Raw genomic sequence first — 15,317 nt, 5'->3', positions numbered from 1 at the left:
AGGCGCCTGACGCCTACAGTACGAGCGGGCAGGTTTGCGGAAAACCGCGCCATCGGCGCGGCGTATCGTGGTATAGAGCCGTATCAGAAGATGAAAGTTCGCATCTTTCCATTCAGCATCTGGCCGGCCATTTCCGGCGGCATGGCAACACCGACGCCGTCGATCAGGTCTTCCTTGTCATGCTCGCTGTTGGGCAGGTACAGCGCGCAGACCTTGGCCTCGCCGCCCTGCTTAAGCAGTCCGCGAAGCATCTGTCCGGGTGTCATGTCCCTGGGCTTGAGTGCTGGCGCTTCATAGGATTTCAGTGCCAGGTCGCCGGCTTTGTCACACAGCAGTACATTCACCCTGGCGCCTTGCTGGGCCATGGTATTGGACAGCACCATGGCCATACCCTGAGTCTGCAGCGAATCGCTGGAAAGAATGACCAGTACTTCGTCAATGCTACGGTTGTGGCTGTCGGCCTGAGCGCCGAAAGGTGCAACGGCAATCAGTGCGGAAATTGCCATGGCTTTGACGGTGTTGTGCATGGGAAAAACTCCTCGTTTACGGTGGATTGATCGAAGCCACAGTGACAGTACGCCGTTAACCGGACCCGGTCGGTGACAAAGTCACTCCCGGTCAGCGCTATCCCCGTGAGTTCCCCATCACGTGACAGTGTCAGCAGCATTCGGGCTTGGTATAGTTCAGCGCAGCAGGCCGGTCAGGGTCAGGCGATAACAACGTTAATGCCCGCCCGGGCGATAGCGCTGTCGGGAACCGCACATAGGGGAATCGCTCCATGTCCTATCTTTCTGAATACACTGAGTCTATTGAGCATCCGGAAACGTTCTGGGCGGAAAAAGCCGACGATCTGCCCTGGTACAGGCCGCCGCAGACTATCCTGTCCCGGGATGAGAACGGCATCGATCGCTGGTTTGCCGATGGCGAGATGAACACCGCCTATATGGCGCTGGATTACCATATCGAGCAGGGGCGTGGCGATCAGGCTGCAGTGATTTACGATTCACCTGTCACGGAAACCCGTCTTACGCTGAGTTACTCTGAGCTGCGCGATCAGGTCGCCCGGTTTGCGGGGGTTCTCAGGCAGCAGGGGGTTGAGCGGGGGGATCGAGTCATCATCTATATGCCAATGGTGCCGGAGGCATTGGTGGCAATGCTGGCGGTGGCTCGCCTGGGTGCGGTGCACTCTGTGGTGTTCGGTGGTTTTTCGTCGCGTGAGCTCGCTGTGCGTATTGAGGATGCCGAGCCAAAGGTTGTGGTATCGGCGTCCTGTGGTGTCGAGGTCAAGCGGATTGTTGAATACAAGCCGATGCTGGATGAGGCGCTGCGTCTGTCGACACACAAGTCGCTGCGAAGTGTGGTGCTGCAACGTCCGGAAGCCCCGGCGCAGTTGATTGACGGCCAGGATATTGACTGGAAAGACGCGATGGCGGCAGCGGAACCGGCTGACTGTGTCCCGGTCAAGGGTACCGATCCACTCTATGTTCTCTACACTTCAGGCACCACCGGCAAGCCAAAGGGAGTTCAGCGCGACAATGGCGGACATGCTGTCGCGCTGAAATACTCCATGAAAGCCATCTATGACATGAGTCCCGGAGACGTCTTCTGGGCCGCTTCAGACGTGGGCTGGGTAGTGGGGCATTCCTACATCGTCTATGCCCCGCTGCTGGCCGGCTGTACGACGGTCGTCTACGAAGGCAAGCCTGTGCGCACGCCAGACGCAGGCGCTTTCTGGCGTGTCTGTGCCGATTACCGTGTGAAGGTGCTGTTCGCAGCACCGACGGCTTTCCGTGCCATTATCAAGGAAGATGCCCAGGCGCTGGAGTTTGGCAAATACGACACCTCGGCACTGCAGACCATCTTCATGGCCGGTGAGCGGCTGGATCCGCCCACGTATGAGTGGACAGTCGAAAAAACCGGCAAGACCGTCGTAGACCACTGGTGGCAGACCGAAACCGGATGGGCGATCTGCGGCAATCTCATGGGGATCGAGGCAAAACCCACGAAGCCCGGTTCTTCAACGCTGCCGATGCCGGGCTACGATATCCGGATACTGGACGCGGAAGGACATCAGCTGCCACCCGGAGAGCAGGGCTCCATCGCCATAAAACTTCCGTTGCCACCGTCGTGCCTCGCAACGCTCTGGCGTGATTTCGCGCGCTTTCGCGATGGTTATTTGAGCGACGTCCCCGGTTATTACACAACTGGTGATGGAGGCTACATGGATGAAGAAGGCTATGTCTTCATCATGGGGCGCACCGATGACGTGATCAATGTAGCGGGCCATCGCCTGTCCACGGGTGAAATGGAGGAAATAGTCGCGGCGCATCCCGCGGTCGCCGAGTGTGTCGTGATTGGCCTGAAAGATCCGATCAAGGGGCAGGCACCAACGGGACTGGTGATTCTGAAGGACGGAATTGAGGTCGATGAGAAGCTGCTGGAACAGGAACTCATTGCGATGGTGCGCAAGCAGATTGGCCCTATCGCCTGTTTCAACCACGCTCTTGTGGTGCAGCGCCTGCCCAAGACCCGCTCGGGAAAAATCCTGCGCAAACTGATTCGCCAGATTGCCGATGGGGAGGAGTACGCGGTGCCATCAACCATTGATGATGTGGAAAGCCTTTCCGATATTGAAAGCACGATGAGGCTTCATGGTCTGCAGGGGCCGGCCGCGGTGGGTCATGAAGAAAAAAGGCCCTGAAGAGGTTGCGGCGAGGACCGAGTGTGACCAAGTCACCGACGCGTCCCGGTCGCCGGTGTCAGGCTTCTTGGGAACCTATCGCAAATGAGTGAAGGAGAGAACCATGCAACGCAACGAAGGAACCATCGATCGCGTTCTGCGCACCATCGTCGGACTCGGCATTCTGTCACTGGTGTTTGTCGGCCCACAGACAGCCTGGGGCTGGCTGGGTCTGGTGCCCCTGGCGACGGGACTGCTCGGTGTCTGTCCCGCCTACAGTCTGCTTGGCATTCGCACGTGTCCGGCACCCCGGCAGACGCCGTAGCAGCGCAATGGCGGTGAGCGCTGCGCCTCAGCGCATTGAGGCCGGAACGGTACTTTTTCGTCCGGGCGACCCCTGTCGGGGTTTCGTGATTCTGCATGAGGGAACGCTGCGCGTCACCCTGACCGCCGCGAGCGGTCGCGAGATCGTGCTTTACCGTGTCTCGCGGGGTGATATCTGTCTGCAGACGTTCTCCTGCCTGGTAGAGGGGCGTGACTATGCCGCCTGCGGGGTCGCGGAGACGGCGCTGTCGGCGGAGATCATGTCAGCGGCCGATTTCCATCGCCGCCTGGCCGGTGACAGCGATTTCCGCAGCCAGGTATTTACGGCTGTCGCCCATCGCTTCAGCGACTTTGAGCGCCTGGTCGAGGATGTCGCGCTGACAGGTTTCACGGCGCGCCTCGCCCGGGCCCTGTTGCGCCTCGCAAATGCCGACGGCAAGGTGGTGGCTACCCACGAGCAGCTCGCCGTAGAGACCGGCTCCGGACGTGCGGTGGTCAGCCGCCAGCTGGCGCGCTTCGCTGCCGCCAATCTGGTTGGCATGGAGCGCGGGCAGGTCACGCTGCTGGACCGCGACGCGCTGGACGACATCGCCGACGACGGCTGAAGCCGTCGCGCATGATGGCATTCGTGCGGTAACATCGGCGCTCCGCCGCCAGGGCGAGCGACTGACAAGGCGCCGGTCATGTTTGAAGTCATCTGTATCAGCTTTGCGTTTTTCTTCGGCCTGGCCGTGCGTCAGGTAGGTCTGCCGCCCCTGGTGGGTTTTCTGGCTGCCGGTTTCGCGATCAATATTTTTGGTGCCGGCCTTGGTCTGCCCGCCGATACGGACAATATTCTGCACTACGTGGCCCACCTGGGCGTGCTGCTTCTGCTGTTCACCGTGGGCCTGAAACTCAAGCTGCGGCAGATTGCCCAGCCACAGGTTCTCGGTGGGGCACTGCTGCACTTTGCCATCAGCGTTGTCGTGTTTGCCCCCGGGTTGTTCTACTTCGTCGGGGTGGACTGGAACACGGCGCTCCTGCTGGCCATTGCGCTTTCATTCTCTTCCACCGTGCTGGCGGCGAAGCTGCTGGAGTCGAAGCGAGAGCTGGCGGTTTTCCATGGCCGTACCGCGATTGGCATCCTCATCGTCCAGGATGTGATTGCCCTCGTGGTACTGGCCATATGGAGCGGGCAGACGCCCAACATCTGGGCGTTGTCGGTATTCGGACTGCCGCTGCTACGTCCGCTGATGCACTGGCTTCTGGATTTTGCCGGCCATGATGAGCTGCTGGTGCTGATGGGGATGATGCTGGCGCTGGTCATCGGCGGTATGGGCTTCGAGGCCATGGGGCTGAGTTCGGAAATTGGCGCCCTCCTGATGGGCGTGCTGTTGTCCAGCCATCAGCGGGCCAAGGAGCTCTCGGAGTCCCTGTGGGCCTTGCGGGAGATTTTCCTCGTGGGGTTCTTTCTCGAGATCGGCATGTCCGGCCTGCCGGATCTGAAAGCACTGCTGTTCGCGCTTGGCGTGGGCGTCATGCTGCCGCTCAAGGGTATGCTGTTTTTCTTCCTGCTGATCGCTTTCGGGCTTCGCGCCCGCACATCGTTTCTCGCCGCCGTCAGCCTTTCCGCCTACAGCGAATTCGGCCTGATCGTTGCCGCGGTGGTGCTGCAGGACTGGCTGGTACCGCTGGCTCTCGCGGTCTCGATCTCCTTCGTGATTGCCGCGCCCCTGAACCGCATGGCCCACCCCCTGTTTGCGCGTATTGAGGACCGGCTGCAGCGCTTCGAACGCCGTGCCATGCATCCGGATGAGCAGCCCACGGATCTGGGTGCCGCCGATATTCTCATTTTTGGCATGGGCCGGACGGGCACCGCCGCCTATGATCATCTTTGCGCCCAGGGAAAATCACCGGCGGGCCTGGATGGTGATACCTACAAGGCTATCGCCCATCGGGACGCCGGTCGCAACGTGGTGTTCGCCGATGCCGAGGACAGCAATTTCTGGCGCGGTGTGGATGTCTCCTCGATCAAGGCCGCCGTACTGGCCATGGATGACATCGAGGCCAAGGTGGTCGCCGCGCGCAGCCTGCGTGCCAAGGGATTCACCGGGCCCATCGTGTCCCACGCCCTGCATGAGGACCACGTGGCGCGCATTACCGAGGCGGGCGCCACGCACACCTACCTGACGATGTACCAGGCAGGCATGGGCCTGGCGGACCGAACCGTCGGTGCGCTGGACAGCGCCGGGCCCGCAGTGCCCTGACTTCACCCAGCCTGCTTCATTGCATAAAAGAGTCTTATCGCGAGATAGCCAGGAATGGCAATACCGGGGATGGTAACCAACCGGGTCATTATGCTTCCGCTGCCTGGCAGTTCGGTCCTGCTGCCACTCTGCGTCACCGTTACTTTTTGGAAGCACGTGTAGCCGGGGCTTCCCGCATCACCCCAAAGTGCGCGCAGCGCCTCAGTTTCTCGATGGCTGTCACAGCCCGGTCGCCCCTTCCGCTTTTGCGTCGGTCCCGGTGTTATTATTTGTGGGTCCTAATTCTTGGAATATCCGCTCGTTGAACGTTCTGACTTTCTCGCTACGTGCGCTTGTGGCCCCTCTGGCCGTCATTGCGACACTCGTCAGCGCCCAGCCGCGCCTGTTGCCGGAAGCCCTGGAGGAGTCGTTGGCGCAAGAACTCCAGGCCCTCGAGCCGCGTGTCTGGCAGGACCCATGGCAGGCTCGCGCAGCCCTTGAAGCACTTGCGCAAGGCGCTGGGACGGCGGGTCGCAACGAGCGCGTCGCGCTCTATCTGTTGCTGGCGCAGGCACTTCAGTATCTGCACGTCGACGAGGTTTATGCCGACACGGTGCAGCGTGGTATCGACGCGCTGGAAGAAGATACTCCGGCACGCCTGCGCCAGATGCTGCATTTTCATGAGGGCGTTCGCCTGCTGCGGGCGGGCGCCTATACCGAGGCGATCGTGCAGCTTGAAGCGACCGTTCGAGAGTCGCGCGCTGCCGGCCTGTCACGCATTGCGACTCTGACCCGCGCCGAACTCGGCTATGCCCTGACCCTCGCGGGTCGCCATGACGTGGCGGTCGAGGAGCTTCAGGGCGCGCACGCCGACGCCGTGGCCTTGGGTGACATTTTTCTGGTCGCTGCGGTGAACGAGGTATTTGGCGTGCTATACACCTACATCGACGAGTATGACCGGGCGATCCGACATTATCGGCTGGCGCTGCAGGACTACGACGAGGTCGGGTACGCGGTGTTTAGCGGTGAGGCGGTTTACGGGCTCGCAACGGCCCACCGCTACGCCGGCGACTACCCTGAGGCACTCGCGGCGTTTGATCGGTACCGAGCCATGACCGAGGCGCGAGGGGATACTCACGGGCGCTTCATGGCGCTGTACGGGCTTGGCAGCACACACGGCGACCGCGGCGACTGCGAGCAGGCACTCGCTGTCATCGGCAGGGCGCTGACGGCGATCGGGCCCGAGGACTACAAGGCCGAACTGCTGAAACGCGTGGCCGTCTGTCAGGCCGAGGCAGGCAATGCACAGGCAGCCCGGGGTGCCCTGACGCGAGCGCAGTCCATTATCAATGCCATTCCGGAACTCCGCGGCACGCGCTGGGAGATCGACCTCCGCCGAAGTGAGGCGGAGATGGAGGCCGCGCTCGGCAACTTTGAAGCGGCCTATCAAGCGATGGTGGTATTTCACCGGGAGAAGACAGCGCTGCAGCAGGAAAACGCAGCGGAGCGGCAGCAGAGCCGGCGTGAAGGTCTCGAGAACGAACGCCAGGCATTGCGCATCGAGCTTCTGCAGCAGCAGGCCAGGGTACGATCTCTCGAACTGGACAAGCAGCGCCGAGATCTGCGCCAACAACGTTTCTGGACGGTCTTGCTTGTCGTTGGCGGACTGATCCTCGGTGGAATTGTGCTTTGGCGGCTGCGCGACATGCGCCGATTGCGGGAGCTCTCAATCCTCGACCCTCTCACCGGTGTCGGCAATCGCCGCCATGCCTTTGACCGTCTGGCGTCCCGCCTGCAGGAGCTGGATCCGGCGCGGGGCGAGCTCTCAATGGTGCTTCTGGATCTCGATGACTTCAAGAGCGTCAATGATCAGCATGGCCACCCCGCAGGCGACCGCGTCCTGCAGAAGATCGCTTCCGCGCTGTCGGCGCTCCTGCGCCCCGGGGACGAGCTGTCCCGGATCGGCGGTGAAGAGTTCCTGATGTTGCTGCCGCGCACCGGAGTGGATGGCGCCTGCACGGTGGCCGAGCGTGCACTGCTTGCCATCAGGGAACTGCATGTGGTCAGCGCAGGTGGCGAGACATTGCGCGTGAGTGCGAGTATCGGCGTGGCTGCTGTCACCCGGTCACGCGCCAGCGCGGAAGCGCTTTATTCAGCAGCAGACGAAGCTCTCTACCGCGCGAAGGCAGGCGGCAAGGACCGGATTGAAGCCGCGCCTGTGGCGTGACGCTTCAGCGCCGGGTTGACGCTGCGCAAACGTAGAGCGGTCGGAAGCCATCAGCCTGAGGTCAGTTCCAGCTCCGGTGCGTGCTTTTCCTCCAGATCGTGAACAGTGGCGGAGACCTCCTCCGCAAGATCGGAGAGCCCACGGTATTTCTCCTTCAGCTCCGTTAGCCTGGCGAGTGTCTGGTTGGCGTGCGCTTCCTGGTCGTCCAGGTCTTTTTTGACTTTTGTACAGGCGGCTTGCACGCGTCGGGAGACGCCTGCGACATAGGCGTCTACCGCGGATTCGCCGATCCTGGCCGACAGCTGTTCCAGTCGCTGCTTCAAATCGGGCTCGGCCAGCGCGAAAATCGCCTCGCCGGCGTTGTCCTCCAGCTTGCCACGCTTGGCCCTGGCCGGAATTTCCTGTGCGGGATCCTTGAACAGCCGCTTGCGTACCGTGTCCGGCGAGCGGAACAGAAGCTTGTCCGTGAACCCCATGCGCACGGGAAACGGATTCAGATCGGGCGCCTGCCCGGACGGATCCAGCGCCGGTGAGGCACTTTCACTCAGCGACTCGTCCGCGAGGCTGGGCAGGTCTATCCCCAGAATGGCAAAAGACTCGGCCTCAGCGCTGGACAGGGAGAATCCGGCATGGGCCGAGCGTGCACATGCCGTGAGTCGTATTTCCTCTTCGGCCAGAAAGCGCTGGCAGCTCTCGTCCATCAGTCCTTTCAACGTGGATTTCAGCTGCTCCAGGCTCTCATCCGATTCCAGCCAGGTAGCGATAGCGGGCTGCGCCGCTTCCCTGAATGTCGCACGGGTCGTGTTGACGCTCTCCTCCCTCTCCCGCTTCAGTCGACCCAGAGTGTCAGCCATCCATTCCACTGGGGCGGTTGTGTTTGCCACCTCCAGCGCCTGTTGTTTGCGGGCGATGGCATCCAGGGTCGTTCGCTGGCGCGATTGCTCGGCGTCGACAACGCTTTCAAGATGTGATGCGCAGTGTTGCCTGATTTCCGCACAGAGCTTCCCCGACTGACGGATGGTGTCGGTCATGAACTCGCGCAGGTAATCCGTGCTGTTGAGGTAGCCCATCAGGTCGTTCAGGAAGTCATCGAAGGCATCCGGCTCATCCGCTGCCTCGTCGCCCTGCGTGAGTGGCTCCACCGGGGCGGCTGATGCCTGAAGGCGCCGTGCGGCCGCCGAACGCAGGTCGATCGGGTACAGGTGAAGCCGTCCTGTTTCCGATGCCCGGCGCAGGGGTGCGCTCATGGTGAGCATTTCAAAAGCCTCGACAATCCTGTCCGGGTCGCGGCTTTCCAGGCTGGGCGAGAGACTCCCGTCGGCCTGCAGGTCGCTCTTGTTCTTGTCGATATTCACCACCACGAACACGCGACTGAACTGCTCGAGCAGATCGTTGAAATCGTCGAACACCTGCTCCAGAAACAGGTTGTCCGTCTTGACCACGAATACGGCGCAGGCGGCGCTGTCGCGGAATTCGCGCGTCATGAAGTCGTACCCGAACTTCATCTTGCTGTAGAGCCCCGGGGTGTCCACCAGGACCGTTCCCGACTCGCGCAGGTTCCTGGCTGGCAGTTCCACCTGCACGCGCCGGATTGCGGAGGGAGGTGTGTGGTCGGATCAAAGGTCTCGCCAAAATCGTCCATGGCGCGGATACGTTCCGATAGTGTGCGGTGACTTTGCTCCAGCAGATGCTTGAGCGCCTCGGGGGAATCGAGCTCCTCCCGCTTGCCGCTATAGCGGAATACCGAGTAGGACGGTGTCTCGCCATACTTCAGGTAGACCATGCAGGGGTAGGCAGGCAGGCTGGTCACCTCGCTGACGTAGCCAGCGCTGATCGCATTGATGAGGGTGGACTTGCCGCTCTTCAAGGGACCGAAAAGCAGTACGTAGGCCTCCTGACCCTGTACCTTCTTTATTAGAGCCTCCAGACGGTGAAAGATGTTGGAAAACGACGCCGTGACGAGTTCCTTTTCGGAGGCGCTGTCTACCGCTTCCATCTGGTCCACCGTATCTCCCAGCAATTGGGAAAGGGGGAACAGGGTTTCACTGAATTCGGTGCAGAATTCGGATATCTGGCTTTTCATGATGGGAGACTCGTGGCCGACTTTCCGCGGACATGTGAGCTTAAAGTCGCAGCAAACAGGGGATATTTCAAACTGAAATATCCAGAGCTTATGCACCGGATCGACAGCCTGCGTCTCAGCTACCGCACAGGCGGTCAGCACTGCATCTGAGGCTGGACTGCGCTAGGCTGGACACTGTCGGAAACGCCGCCGGTAGCGAGAGACAGCGCGATGATGAAAATGTTGTCAGGGGTATGGGCGCTCTTGCTCGGGGTTCTGCTGATCATGCTGGGCAACGGCATGCATTTCACGCTGATCGGTCTGCGCGGCGGCATTGAGGGGTTCTCGGCTGCAGAGTTGGCGCTTGTCACTTCGGGCTATTTCATGGGTTTCCTGTCCGGCGCGCGCTATACCCCGCTGCTGATCCGACGCGTGGGGCACGTGCGCGTCTTTGCGGCGCTGGGCAGTTTCATGTCGGCAGGCCTGATCACCTTTCCCCTGATCACCGAACCCTGGGCCTGGACGCTGCTGAGAGTGCTGGTCGGTTTCTGCATGTCAGGTATCTATGTCGCCGCGGAGAGCTGGCTCAACAATGCCGCAACCAATGAGACCCGGGGCAAGGTACTGTCGGCCTACATGATGGCGCAGACACTGGGTATTATCGGCGCGCAGGGTCTGCTCACTCTGGGGGACGCGGGCACGTCTGTCCTGTTCATCTGTGCCTCGATTCTGGTATCGGTGTCGTTCGCGCCCATTCTTCTGTCCGCCGTTCCCGTGCCGGCGGTTGACGTTGCGCGTCCCATGTCGCTGCGCCACCTTTTTGTCAGTTCGCCGCTGGGCACCGTGGGGATCTTCCTGCTCGGCAGCGTCTATGCGACCCAGTCTGGCATGGGAGCCGTCTTCGGCACGCAGATTGGACTGACCGCGTCACAGATCGCCCTGTTTGTCGCAATGATGTTCGGCGGCGCACTGGTGCTGCAGTATCCTATCGGCTGGCTCTCGGACCAGATGGATCGGCGCAAGCTGATATTTGCGGCCGCGTCTCTCGGCGCTGCCTCCTGTGCCGCGGGCTGGGTGACGGGCGGCGGGCTGTTGCCATTGATGGCGGCAGCGTTCTTTGCCGGCGGCGTCACAACGCCGCTCTATGCGCTGTTTCTGGCTTACACCAACGATTTTCTGGCGGCGGAGGACATGCCGGCCGCTTCCGGTGGACTGGTTTTCACGTTCGGACTGGGCGCAATTACCGGCCCCTTGATCACGGGCTGGGCGATGCAGGTGATGGATCCGTTCGCGTTCTGGCTGGTTCTCGGCGCAACGTTTTCAACGATCGCTCTGTACGCTCTTTACCGCATGACCCAGCGCGCGGTGGTTCCGGTGCAGGAGACGGAGAGTTATCTGGGTGTGCTGCCCAGTACGTCTCCCGTGGCGGTAGAGGCCGCTGGGGCCTGGGCCGCCGAGCACGCGGAGGCTGAACGCGAGGCCGAGGAACAGCCTTGAGTGAGCAGCCCTGGGCCCCTGTGGGAGGTCCAGCGTTTTTTTTGAAATCAACGCCGCCACCGGCGGCGCCGTTGCGATGCACCGGGAGGACAGGCATCATGAACCATGGTGACGATACAGCGCAGAAAAAAGCCGCGCTTCGTGATCCGCGAAGCGGCGGAAGCGGATCTCCCGGTGCTCGTTGAATTTCTGGTCAAACTGGCGCTACATGTGTCCGGCGCCGCGCCACAGACACTCAAGGAAGAAGAATATCAGCGCCTGCTGTCGGTGCTGCACGCGGCGCTGCTTGAGGACAACAAGCGGCTGTATGTGGCGGATCACCCCGAAAGCGGGCTTGTGGGTATGGGCTATGTTTACGTCTGGCGCAGTCAGGGCATCTGGGAGCAGGCGGAGTCGGTAGAATTGCGCTCTGGCATTATTGATGATGTCTGGGTGGAACCGGCGTTTCGCGGCCTTGGTATTTTCCGGGCGCTGCTCGAGTCGCTGGTGGCATTTGCCGAACGCCACAATGCCCATGAGCTGATCCTGGAATATTCGGCAACCAATAAACAGGCAAAGGCGGTCTGGACCCGAATGGGCTTCAAGACCACCGGCGTTCGTGCCGCAGCGTACACGGCCACGGTCAGGGCCGCTCTGGAGAATTGAATGATTGGTGATCGTGGTGTCCACGTGTTCTATGACCCGATCATGCTGGAACACAACCCTGAGGTAGAGCTGCCCTTTCTGCCCAGTCGAGTGGAGAAGCGAGTCAGAAGCGTTCTGGAGGGGCTGGACTTCAAGTGGAGCTACCCGGAGCACCCGGGCCGCCTGTCGGAGATCAAGGAGCATCTCGATGAACACCCTGTGCCCGGTGTTAAGATTTGCACGGGTGCCAGATCCGCCACCTACGAGCAACTCGCGCGTGTGCACACAACCTCCTATCTCGATCATATTCTGTCGCTGGCGGGCAAGCGCGCCTGGCTGGACAAGGACACCACGGCGGTATCGCCGGCCAGTATCGATGCGGCCACTGCCGCCGCTGGCAATGCCATTGCGGCAGTAGAGTGCGTCGTGAAAGGTGAGGCGGACAGCGCCTTTGCGCTGGTTCGCCCGCCCGGTCATCACGCCGAGCCGGTGCGTGCCCGTGGCTTCTGTCTGCTCAACAACGTCGCCGTCGCCGCCGCGCATGCACAGGCAAAGCTTGGCTGTGAGCGCATCCTAATCATTGACTGGGATGCCCATCATGGCAATGGCACCCAGGATATCTTCTGGGCTGACCCGGACGTGCTGTTTTTCGATACCCACTGCGCCGCACCCTTTTACCCGGGCTCTGGCGACCTCGAGGAAATCGGTGATGGCCTCGGCGAGGGCTACACCATCAATGTACCGCTGCCGGAATCCGCAGGCGATATTGCCTTTGAAAAGGTGTTTCGCGAGATTCTGGTACCGGCAGCGGACCACTTCAAACCCGACCTTGTGCTGGTCTCGGCGGGCTTTGATGCTCACCGCAACGATATGGCGTTGAATCTCACATACGATGGTTTTCGCGTCATTACGCGCATTGTTCAGGACATCGCCGACAAGCACTGCGATGGTCGACTGGCCCTGGTTCTGGAGGGCGGCTATAACCTCTCCTCACTGTCGCGTGGTGTTCATGCCGTGCTTGAGGTGCTGTCGGGAGGTGACGTTCCCGAACTGCGGGAAAGTGGTGTCAGGGAAGCCGAGCATGCTGCCGAGTTTCACCGCTCGGCATTTAATGAGGATGGCTGAGCTTCTTCAGCGTCATCGACTGATGCGAACTGCACCAGATGTTTCGCCTGCGGCCGCCAACGCGCGATGGCAGCGCTGTGGATCGGCCTGCGGACCTGGGCATGACTGGCAGTGAAGACCGGTCGGTCAAGCAACTCCGGCTGCAGCGTGGCCGCGTCGAAAGGAATGCCACAGTCAGCCAGCAGGCGAGGGATCTGCACGTCCGGTGCCCGCACCAGTGTCTCGTAGGTCAACTCGATGAAAGGCGGCGGCAGCAGGGTTCGCCAGTGCGCTATCAAGCGGTCGTGGCGCTGAAAGACGCCAGCCATGTCATTGAGGTCGTGGTACCAGGCCTCGTGCGCTGCAAAGTTGGCCGCATACAGCGACCAGGCCAGTGCCTGGGGCGCGCGCCGGCAGTGGATAATTGGCGCGTCGGGGAACAGCAGGCGTAAAAAGCCGGAAATCCTTGCATTGGCTGGCAGCTTGTCAACCACCCAGCGAGCGTCCAGTCCGTGCTCGAACAACCCATTCAGATACTGCTCGCGGGCGCGCGCGAGCGCTTCGCGCAGCGCCGTATCCGTGGGCGATGGCAGTGGGTCGGCAGGTCCGATACCGAGCTGCTGGCGAAAGGCCTGCTGCACCCCTGGCCCCAGCGTCAATTCGCCGCCCGCACAGACCTGCGGATGGCTGGCGAGAATCTGTTCGACCAGCGTGGTCCCCGAGCGGGGCAGACCGGTCACGAAAACCGGCGTCAGATCGATGCCGGGAGGCGGCAAGGGGTTCTCGAACAACCCGGCGCGCCAGTTTTTCAGGTCGGCTTGCAGCTGTCGTTCGGCGCTCGCGGCATCGTGGCGGATGCCGCGTTCGTCAAGCGTTGCCTTCGCCAGGTCGTTGGCGAGCCGGTAATGAGCGAAGGCCGGCTCCGCCTCACCCGCCCGCTCAAGCAGACGGGCGTGCGCAAAGTGAATATTGATGCGGTCTGCGGCTGGCAGTGTATCTCCAGCAGGGCTTTCAGCCAGTTCAGCAATGCGCTTGCGTTCGGCGCTCTGCAGGTCGACTTCCAGGTCAACCAGGTTGTACTGGGCCTCGCCGGAGGCAGGCTGCAGTGCCAGAGCCCGACGATAGCGCTGCGCGGCAGCGTCTGCATCGCCGCGTGCCTTGGCCGCGTGGCCGGCAATCAGGTGGGTGAAAGGGTGATCGCCAAAGCGTTCATCGAGCACGGACTGCAGCGCGGCGAGGGCCGTCAAATCCCGCTGCGCGAGCAACACGCGGGCGAGCTGCTCATGGATGGCCGGGTTTGTCGGCTGCTGCAGGGTTTTCTGCAGCAGCGTCCGCCGGTCTGAAGCGGCACTCACGACGCATCCGCGGTATCACCTAGCACCAGCATTCTGAGGTGCTCTGCGTCCACCGTTTCCTCGCTGATATGGCAGTGCTCAAGAATGAAGTCCACGACCCGCGCCTCCAGCAGGGGCGACTGAAGCTCGGCCATGGCGGTCGGGTGATCCAGGTAGTAATCGATGATCTCGTTCTGGTGTTCCGGGTCGCGGTCTGCAATCTGCTCGACCCGCTGCTCGACTTCGCTCCGGGGTACCTCAATCGCATTGCCGCGAGCGACCTCGGACAGCAGAAGCGCCAGCCGGATCCGACGCTCGGCGATGGCTTCAAGATCACTGCGGGTTGCCGGATCCGGTTCCTCGCCAACCGCATCGCGGTAGCCGGCGATCAGCACCGCATACTCCGTGTCGACCCAGTCTCCCGGCACCGGAAAGGCGCATTGCGCGATCAGCGCGTCGAACAACTGTCGTCGCACATATTCCTGGGCGAGGTCCTTGCTCCCGGCATCGCCATTCTCGACCTGCAGCCGATGGATGTGGATGTCTGCCATGTGGCCCAGCGTGATTTCGGGCGTGACCTCTACCGTCAGGACGAAGGTTTCCGGCGCGGCAGTGTCGATGTGAATGGACGGGCGGCCGAGTGGGGACAGACCTCGCTCAGCAATCAGGCGGCGAGCGACGCCAATGGCAAGGCGGTCGACGACATCATTACGCAGGCGCCTGCCGTGATGGCTGCGCAGGACCGCAAGCGGGGCGCGTCCGGGCCGGAAACCCGGCACTGCCAGCCCTGCCCCGGCCCTTCGCAGCTGCGCATCCACGGCCTCACTGACCTGCTGCGGGTCGAGAGTTACCCGGTATTCATGGCGCAGGCCGTCTGTGTGTTCAGCGAGGATGCGGGCGGGCTCCATGGTGAACTCCGAAGCGTCGGTGAGAAATGTCGCGCAGTATAGCAGGCCACCCTGGGGCCAGGTCCTACCGGGAACTGACCCCAGAGTGGCGCATCGCTGAATTTGGCTCGCGCAAGTACATGATGTATACTAAATTTTTTAGTGGTGTAAACAATATCTGCTGGCGTTCATGCCCAGAGGGTAGTGTTGTTTCAAGCGGCCAGAAGAACCCCCGCGAACTCCACAAGGTCAACTATTCGCAAGCCGCTATTGAAGCGCCGATGTCCGACGGCGCTGTCTTTATGGGGCGTTTTATGCTTTCAACAGAGGGTCCTCAGACAATGTCCAGCCGA

At 61.6% G+C, this 15,317-nt stretch carries 13 protein-coding genes; 8 read left to right on the top strand and 5 right to left on the bottom strand.

Going from position 1 to position 15,317, the window contains the following annotated elements; all coding sequences use genetic code 11:
- Positions 1-83: 83 nt before the first annotated feature.
- On the bottom strand, positions 84-527 hold the full coding sequence (locus EV688_RS12085; protein WP_117318452.1) for a DsrE family protein: 444 nt from the start codon (positions 525-527) through the stop codon (positions 84-86).
- Between the two features lie 251 nt (positions 528-778).
- Between EV688_RS12085 and EV688_RS12080 the strand changes: the two genes are divergently transcribed.
- The 5 genes from EV688_RS12080 (at position 779) to EV688_RS12060 (ending at position 7,456) form a co-directional block, all read left to right on the top strand.
- Complete coding sequence (locus EV688_RS12080; RefSeq protein ID WP_117318454.1) at positions 779-2,701, top strand: propionyl-CoA synthetase; 1,923 nt, start codon at positions 779-781, stop codon at positions 2,699-2,701.
- A 103-nt stretch (positions 2,702-2,804) separates the two neighbouring features.
- Complete coding sequence (locus EV688_RS12075; RefSeq protein WP_117318456.1) at positions 2,805-3,005, top strand: YgaP family membrane protein; 201 nt, start codon at positions 2,805-2,807, stop codon at positions 3,003-3,005.
- Between the two features lie 13 nt (positions 3,006-3,018).
- The gene (locus EV688_RS12070) at positions 3,019-3,609 is read left to right on the top strand and encodes a Crp/Fnr family transcriptional regulator (RefSeq protein ID WP_205686661.1); all 591 of its coding nucleotides are present in this window, start codon (positions 3,019-3,021) and stop codon (positions 3,607-3,609) included.
- A 78-nt stretch (positions 3,610-3,687) separates the two neighbouring features.
- Complete coding sequence (locus tag EV688_RS12065) at positions 3,688-5,250, top strand: cation:proton antiporter domain-containing protein (protein ID WP_117318460.1); 1,563 nt, start codon at positions 3,688-3,690, stop codon at positions 5,248-5,250.
- 301 nt (positions 5,251-5,551) lie between these two features.
- Positions 5,552-7,456: a GGDEF domain-containing protein gene (locus tag EV688_RS12060; protein ID WP_117318462.1), complete on the top strand. Its 1,905-nt coding sequence runs from the start codon at positions 5,552-5,554 to the stop codon at positions 7,454-7,456.
- A 50-nt stretch (positions 7,457-7,506) separates the two neighbouring features.
- Here EV688_RS12060 and EV688_RS12055 read toward each other — a convergent pair whose 3' ends face one another.
- Both EV688_RS12055 and EV688_RS12050 read right to left on the bottom strand, forming a co-directional pair.
- Positions 7,507-9,039 (bottom strand): GTPase domain-containing protein, encoded by a 1,533-nt coding sequence (locus EV688_RS12055; RefSeq protein ID WP_165876888.1) that lies wholly within the window; start codon positions 9,037-9,039, stop codon positions 7,507-7,509.
- Positions 8,958-9,539 (bottom strand): hypothetical protein, encoded by a 582-nt coding sequence (locus tag EV688_RS12050; protein WP_117318464.1) that lies wholly within the window; start codon positions 9,537-9,539, stop codon positions 8,958-8,960. The genes EV688_RS12055 and EV688_RS12050 overlap by 82 nt, the downstream gene beginning before the upstream one ends.
- Positions 9,540-9,749: 210 nt before the next feature.
- On the opposite strand from EV688_RS12050, the gene EV688_RS12045 reads away from it, so the two are divergent.
- From EV688_RS12045 to EV688_RS12035, 3 genes are all read left to right on the top strand, one after another.
- A complete protein-coding gene (locus EV688_RS12045; protein ID WP_117318465.1) occupies positions 9,750-11,015 on the top strand; it encodes an MFS transporter in 1,266 nt (421 codons plus the stop codon).
- A gap of 105 nt (positions 11,016-11,120) precedes the next feature.
- Entirely contained in the window at positions 11,121-11,660 is a 540-nt protein-coding gene (locus EV688_RS12040; RefSeq protein ID WP_117318466.1) for a GNAT family N-acetyltransferase, read from the top strand.
- Positions 11,661-12,764, top strand: a complete 1,104-nt coding sequence (locus EV688_RS12035; RefSeq protein WP_117318467.1) for a histone deacetylase family protein — start codon at positions 11,661-11,663, stop codon at positions 12,762-12,764.
- Here the strand turns inward: EV688_RS12035 and EV688_RS12030 are convergent.
- Positions 12,734-14,098, bottom strand: a complete 1,365-nt coding sequence (locus EV688_RS12030; RefSeq protein ID WP_117318468.1) for a sulfotransferase family protein — start codon at positions 14,096-14,098, stop codon at positions 12,734-12,736. The genes EV688_RS12035 and EV688_RS12030 overlap by 31 nt on opposite strands.
- The gene (locus EV688_RS12025) at positions 14,095-14,985 is read right to left on the bottom strand and encodes a trigger factor (protein WP_117318469.1); all 891 of its coding nucleotides are present in this window, start codon (positions 14,983-14,985) and stop codon (positions 14,095-14,097) included. Before EV688_RS12025 ends, EV688_RS12030 begins: the two co-directional genes overlap by 4 nt.
- Positions 14,986-15,317: the final 332 nt, after the last annotated feature.

The organism is Chromatocurvus halotolerans (genome assembly GCF_004340525.1).
Taxonomy (GTDB): domain Bacteria; phylum Pseudomonadota; class Gammaproteobacteria; order Pseudomonadales; family Halieaceae; genus Chromatocurvus; species Chromatocurvus halotolerans.
The sequence above is the reverse complement of the archived record's forward strand: the minus strand, read 5'-3'. Positions and strand labels throughout refer to the sequence as shown.

Excerpts from the sequence above, each read along its gene's own strand:
- EV688_RS12045 (WP_117318465.1), top strand. The coding sequence starts at position 9,750 with ATGATGAAAATGTTGTCAGGGGTATGGGCGCTCTTGCTCGGGGTTCTG.
- EV688_RS12065 (WP_117318460.1), top strand. The coding sequence starts at position 3,688 with ATGTTTGAAGTCATCTGTATCAGCTTTGCGTTTTTCTTCGGCCTGGCC.
- EV688_RS12080 (WP_117318454.1), top strand. The coding sequence starts at position 779 with ATGTCCTATCTTTCTGAATACACTGAGTCTATTGAGCATCCGGAAACG.
- EV688_RS12085 (WP_117318452.1), bottom strand. The coding sequence starts at position 527 with ATGCACAACACCGTCAAAGCCATGGCAATTTCCGCACTGATTGCCGTT.
- EV688_RS12040 (WP_117318466.1), top strand. The coding sequence starts at position 11,121 with ATGGTGACGATACAGCGCAGAAAAAAGCCGCGCTTCGTGATCCGCGAA.
- EV688_RS12050 (WP_117318464.1), bottom strand. The coding sequence starts at position 9,539 with ATGAAAAGCCAGATATCCGAATTCTGCACCGAATTCAGTGAAACCCTG.
- EV688_RS12035 (WP_117318467.1), top strand. The coding sequence starts at position 11,661 with ATGATTGGTGATCGTGGTGTCCACGTGTTCTATGACCCGATCATGCTG.
- EV688_RS12075 (WP_117318456.1), top strand. The coding sequence starts at position 2,805 with ATGCAACGCAACGAAGGAACCATCGATCGCGTTCTGCGCACCATCGTC.
- EV688_RS12025 (WP_117318469.1), bottom strand. The coding sequence starts at position 14,985 with ATGGAGCCCGCCCGCATCCTCGCTGAACACACAGACGGCCTGCGCCAT.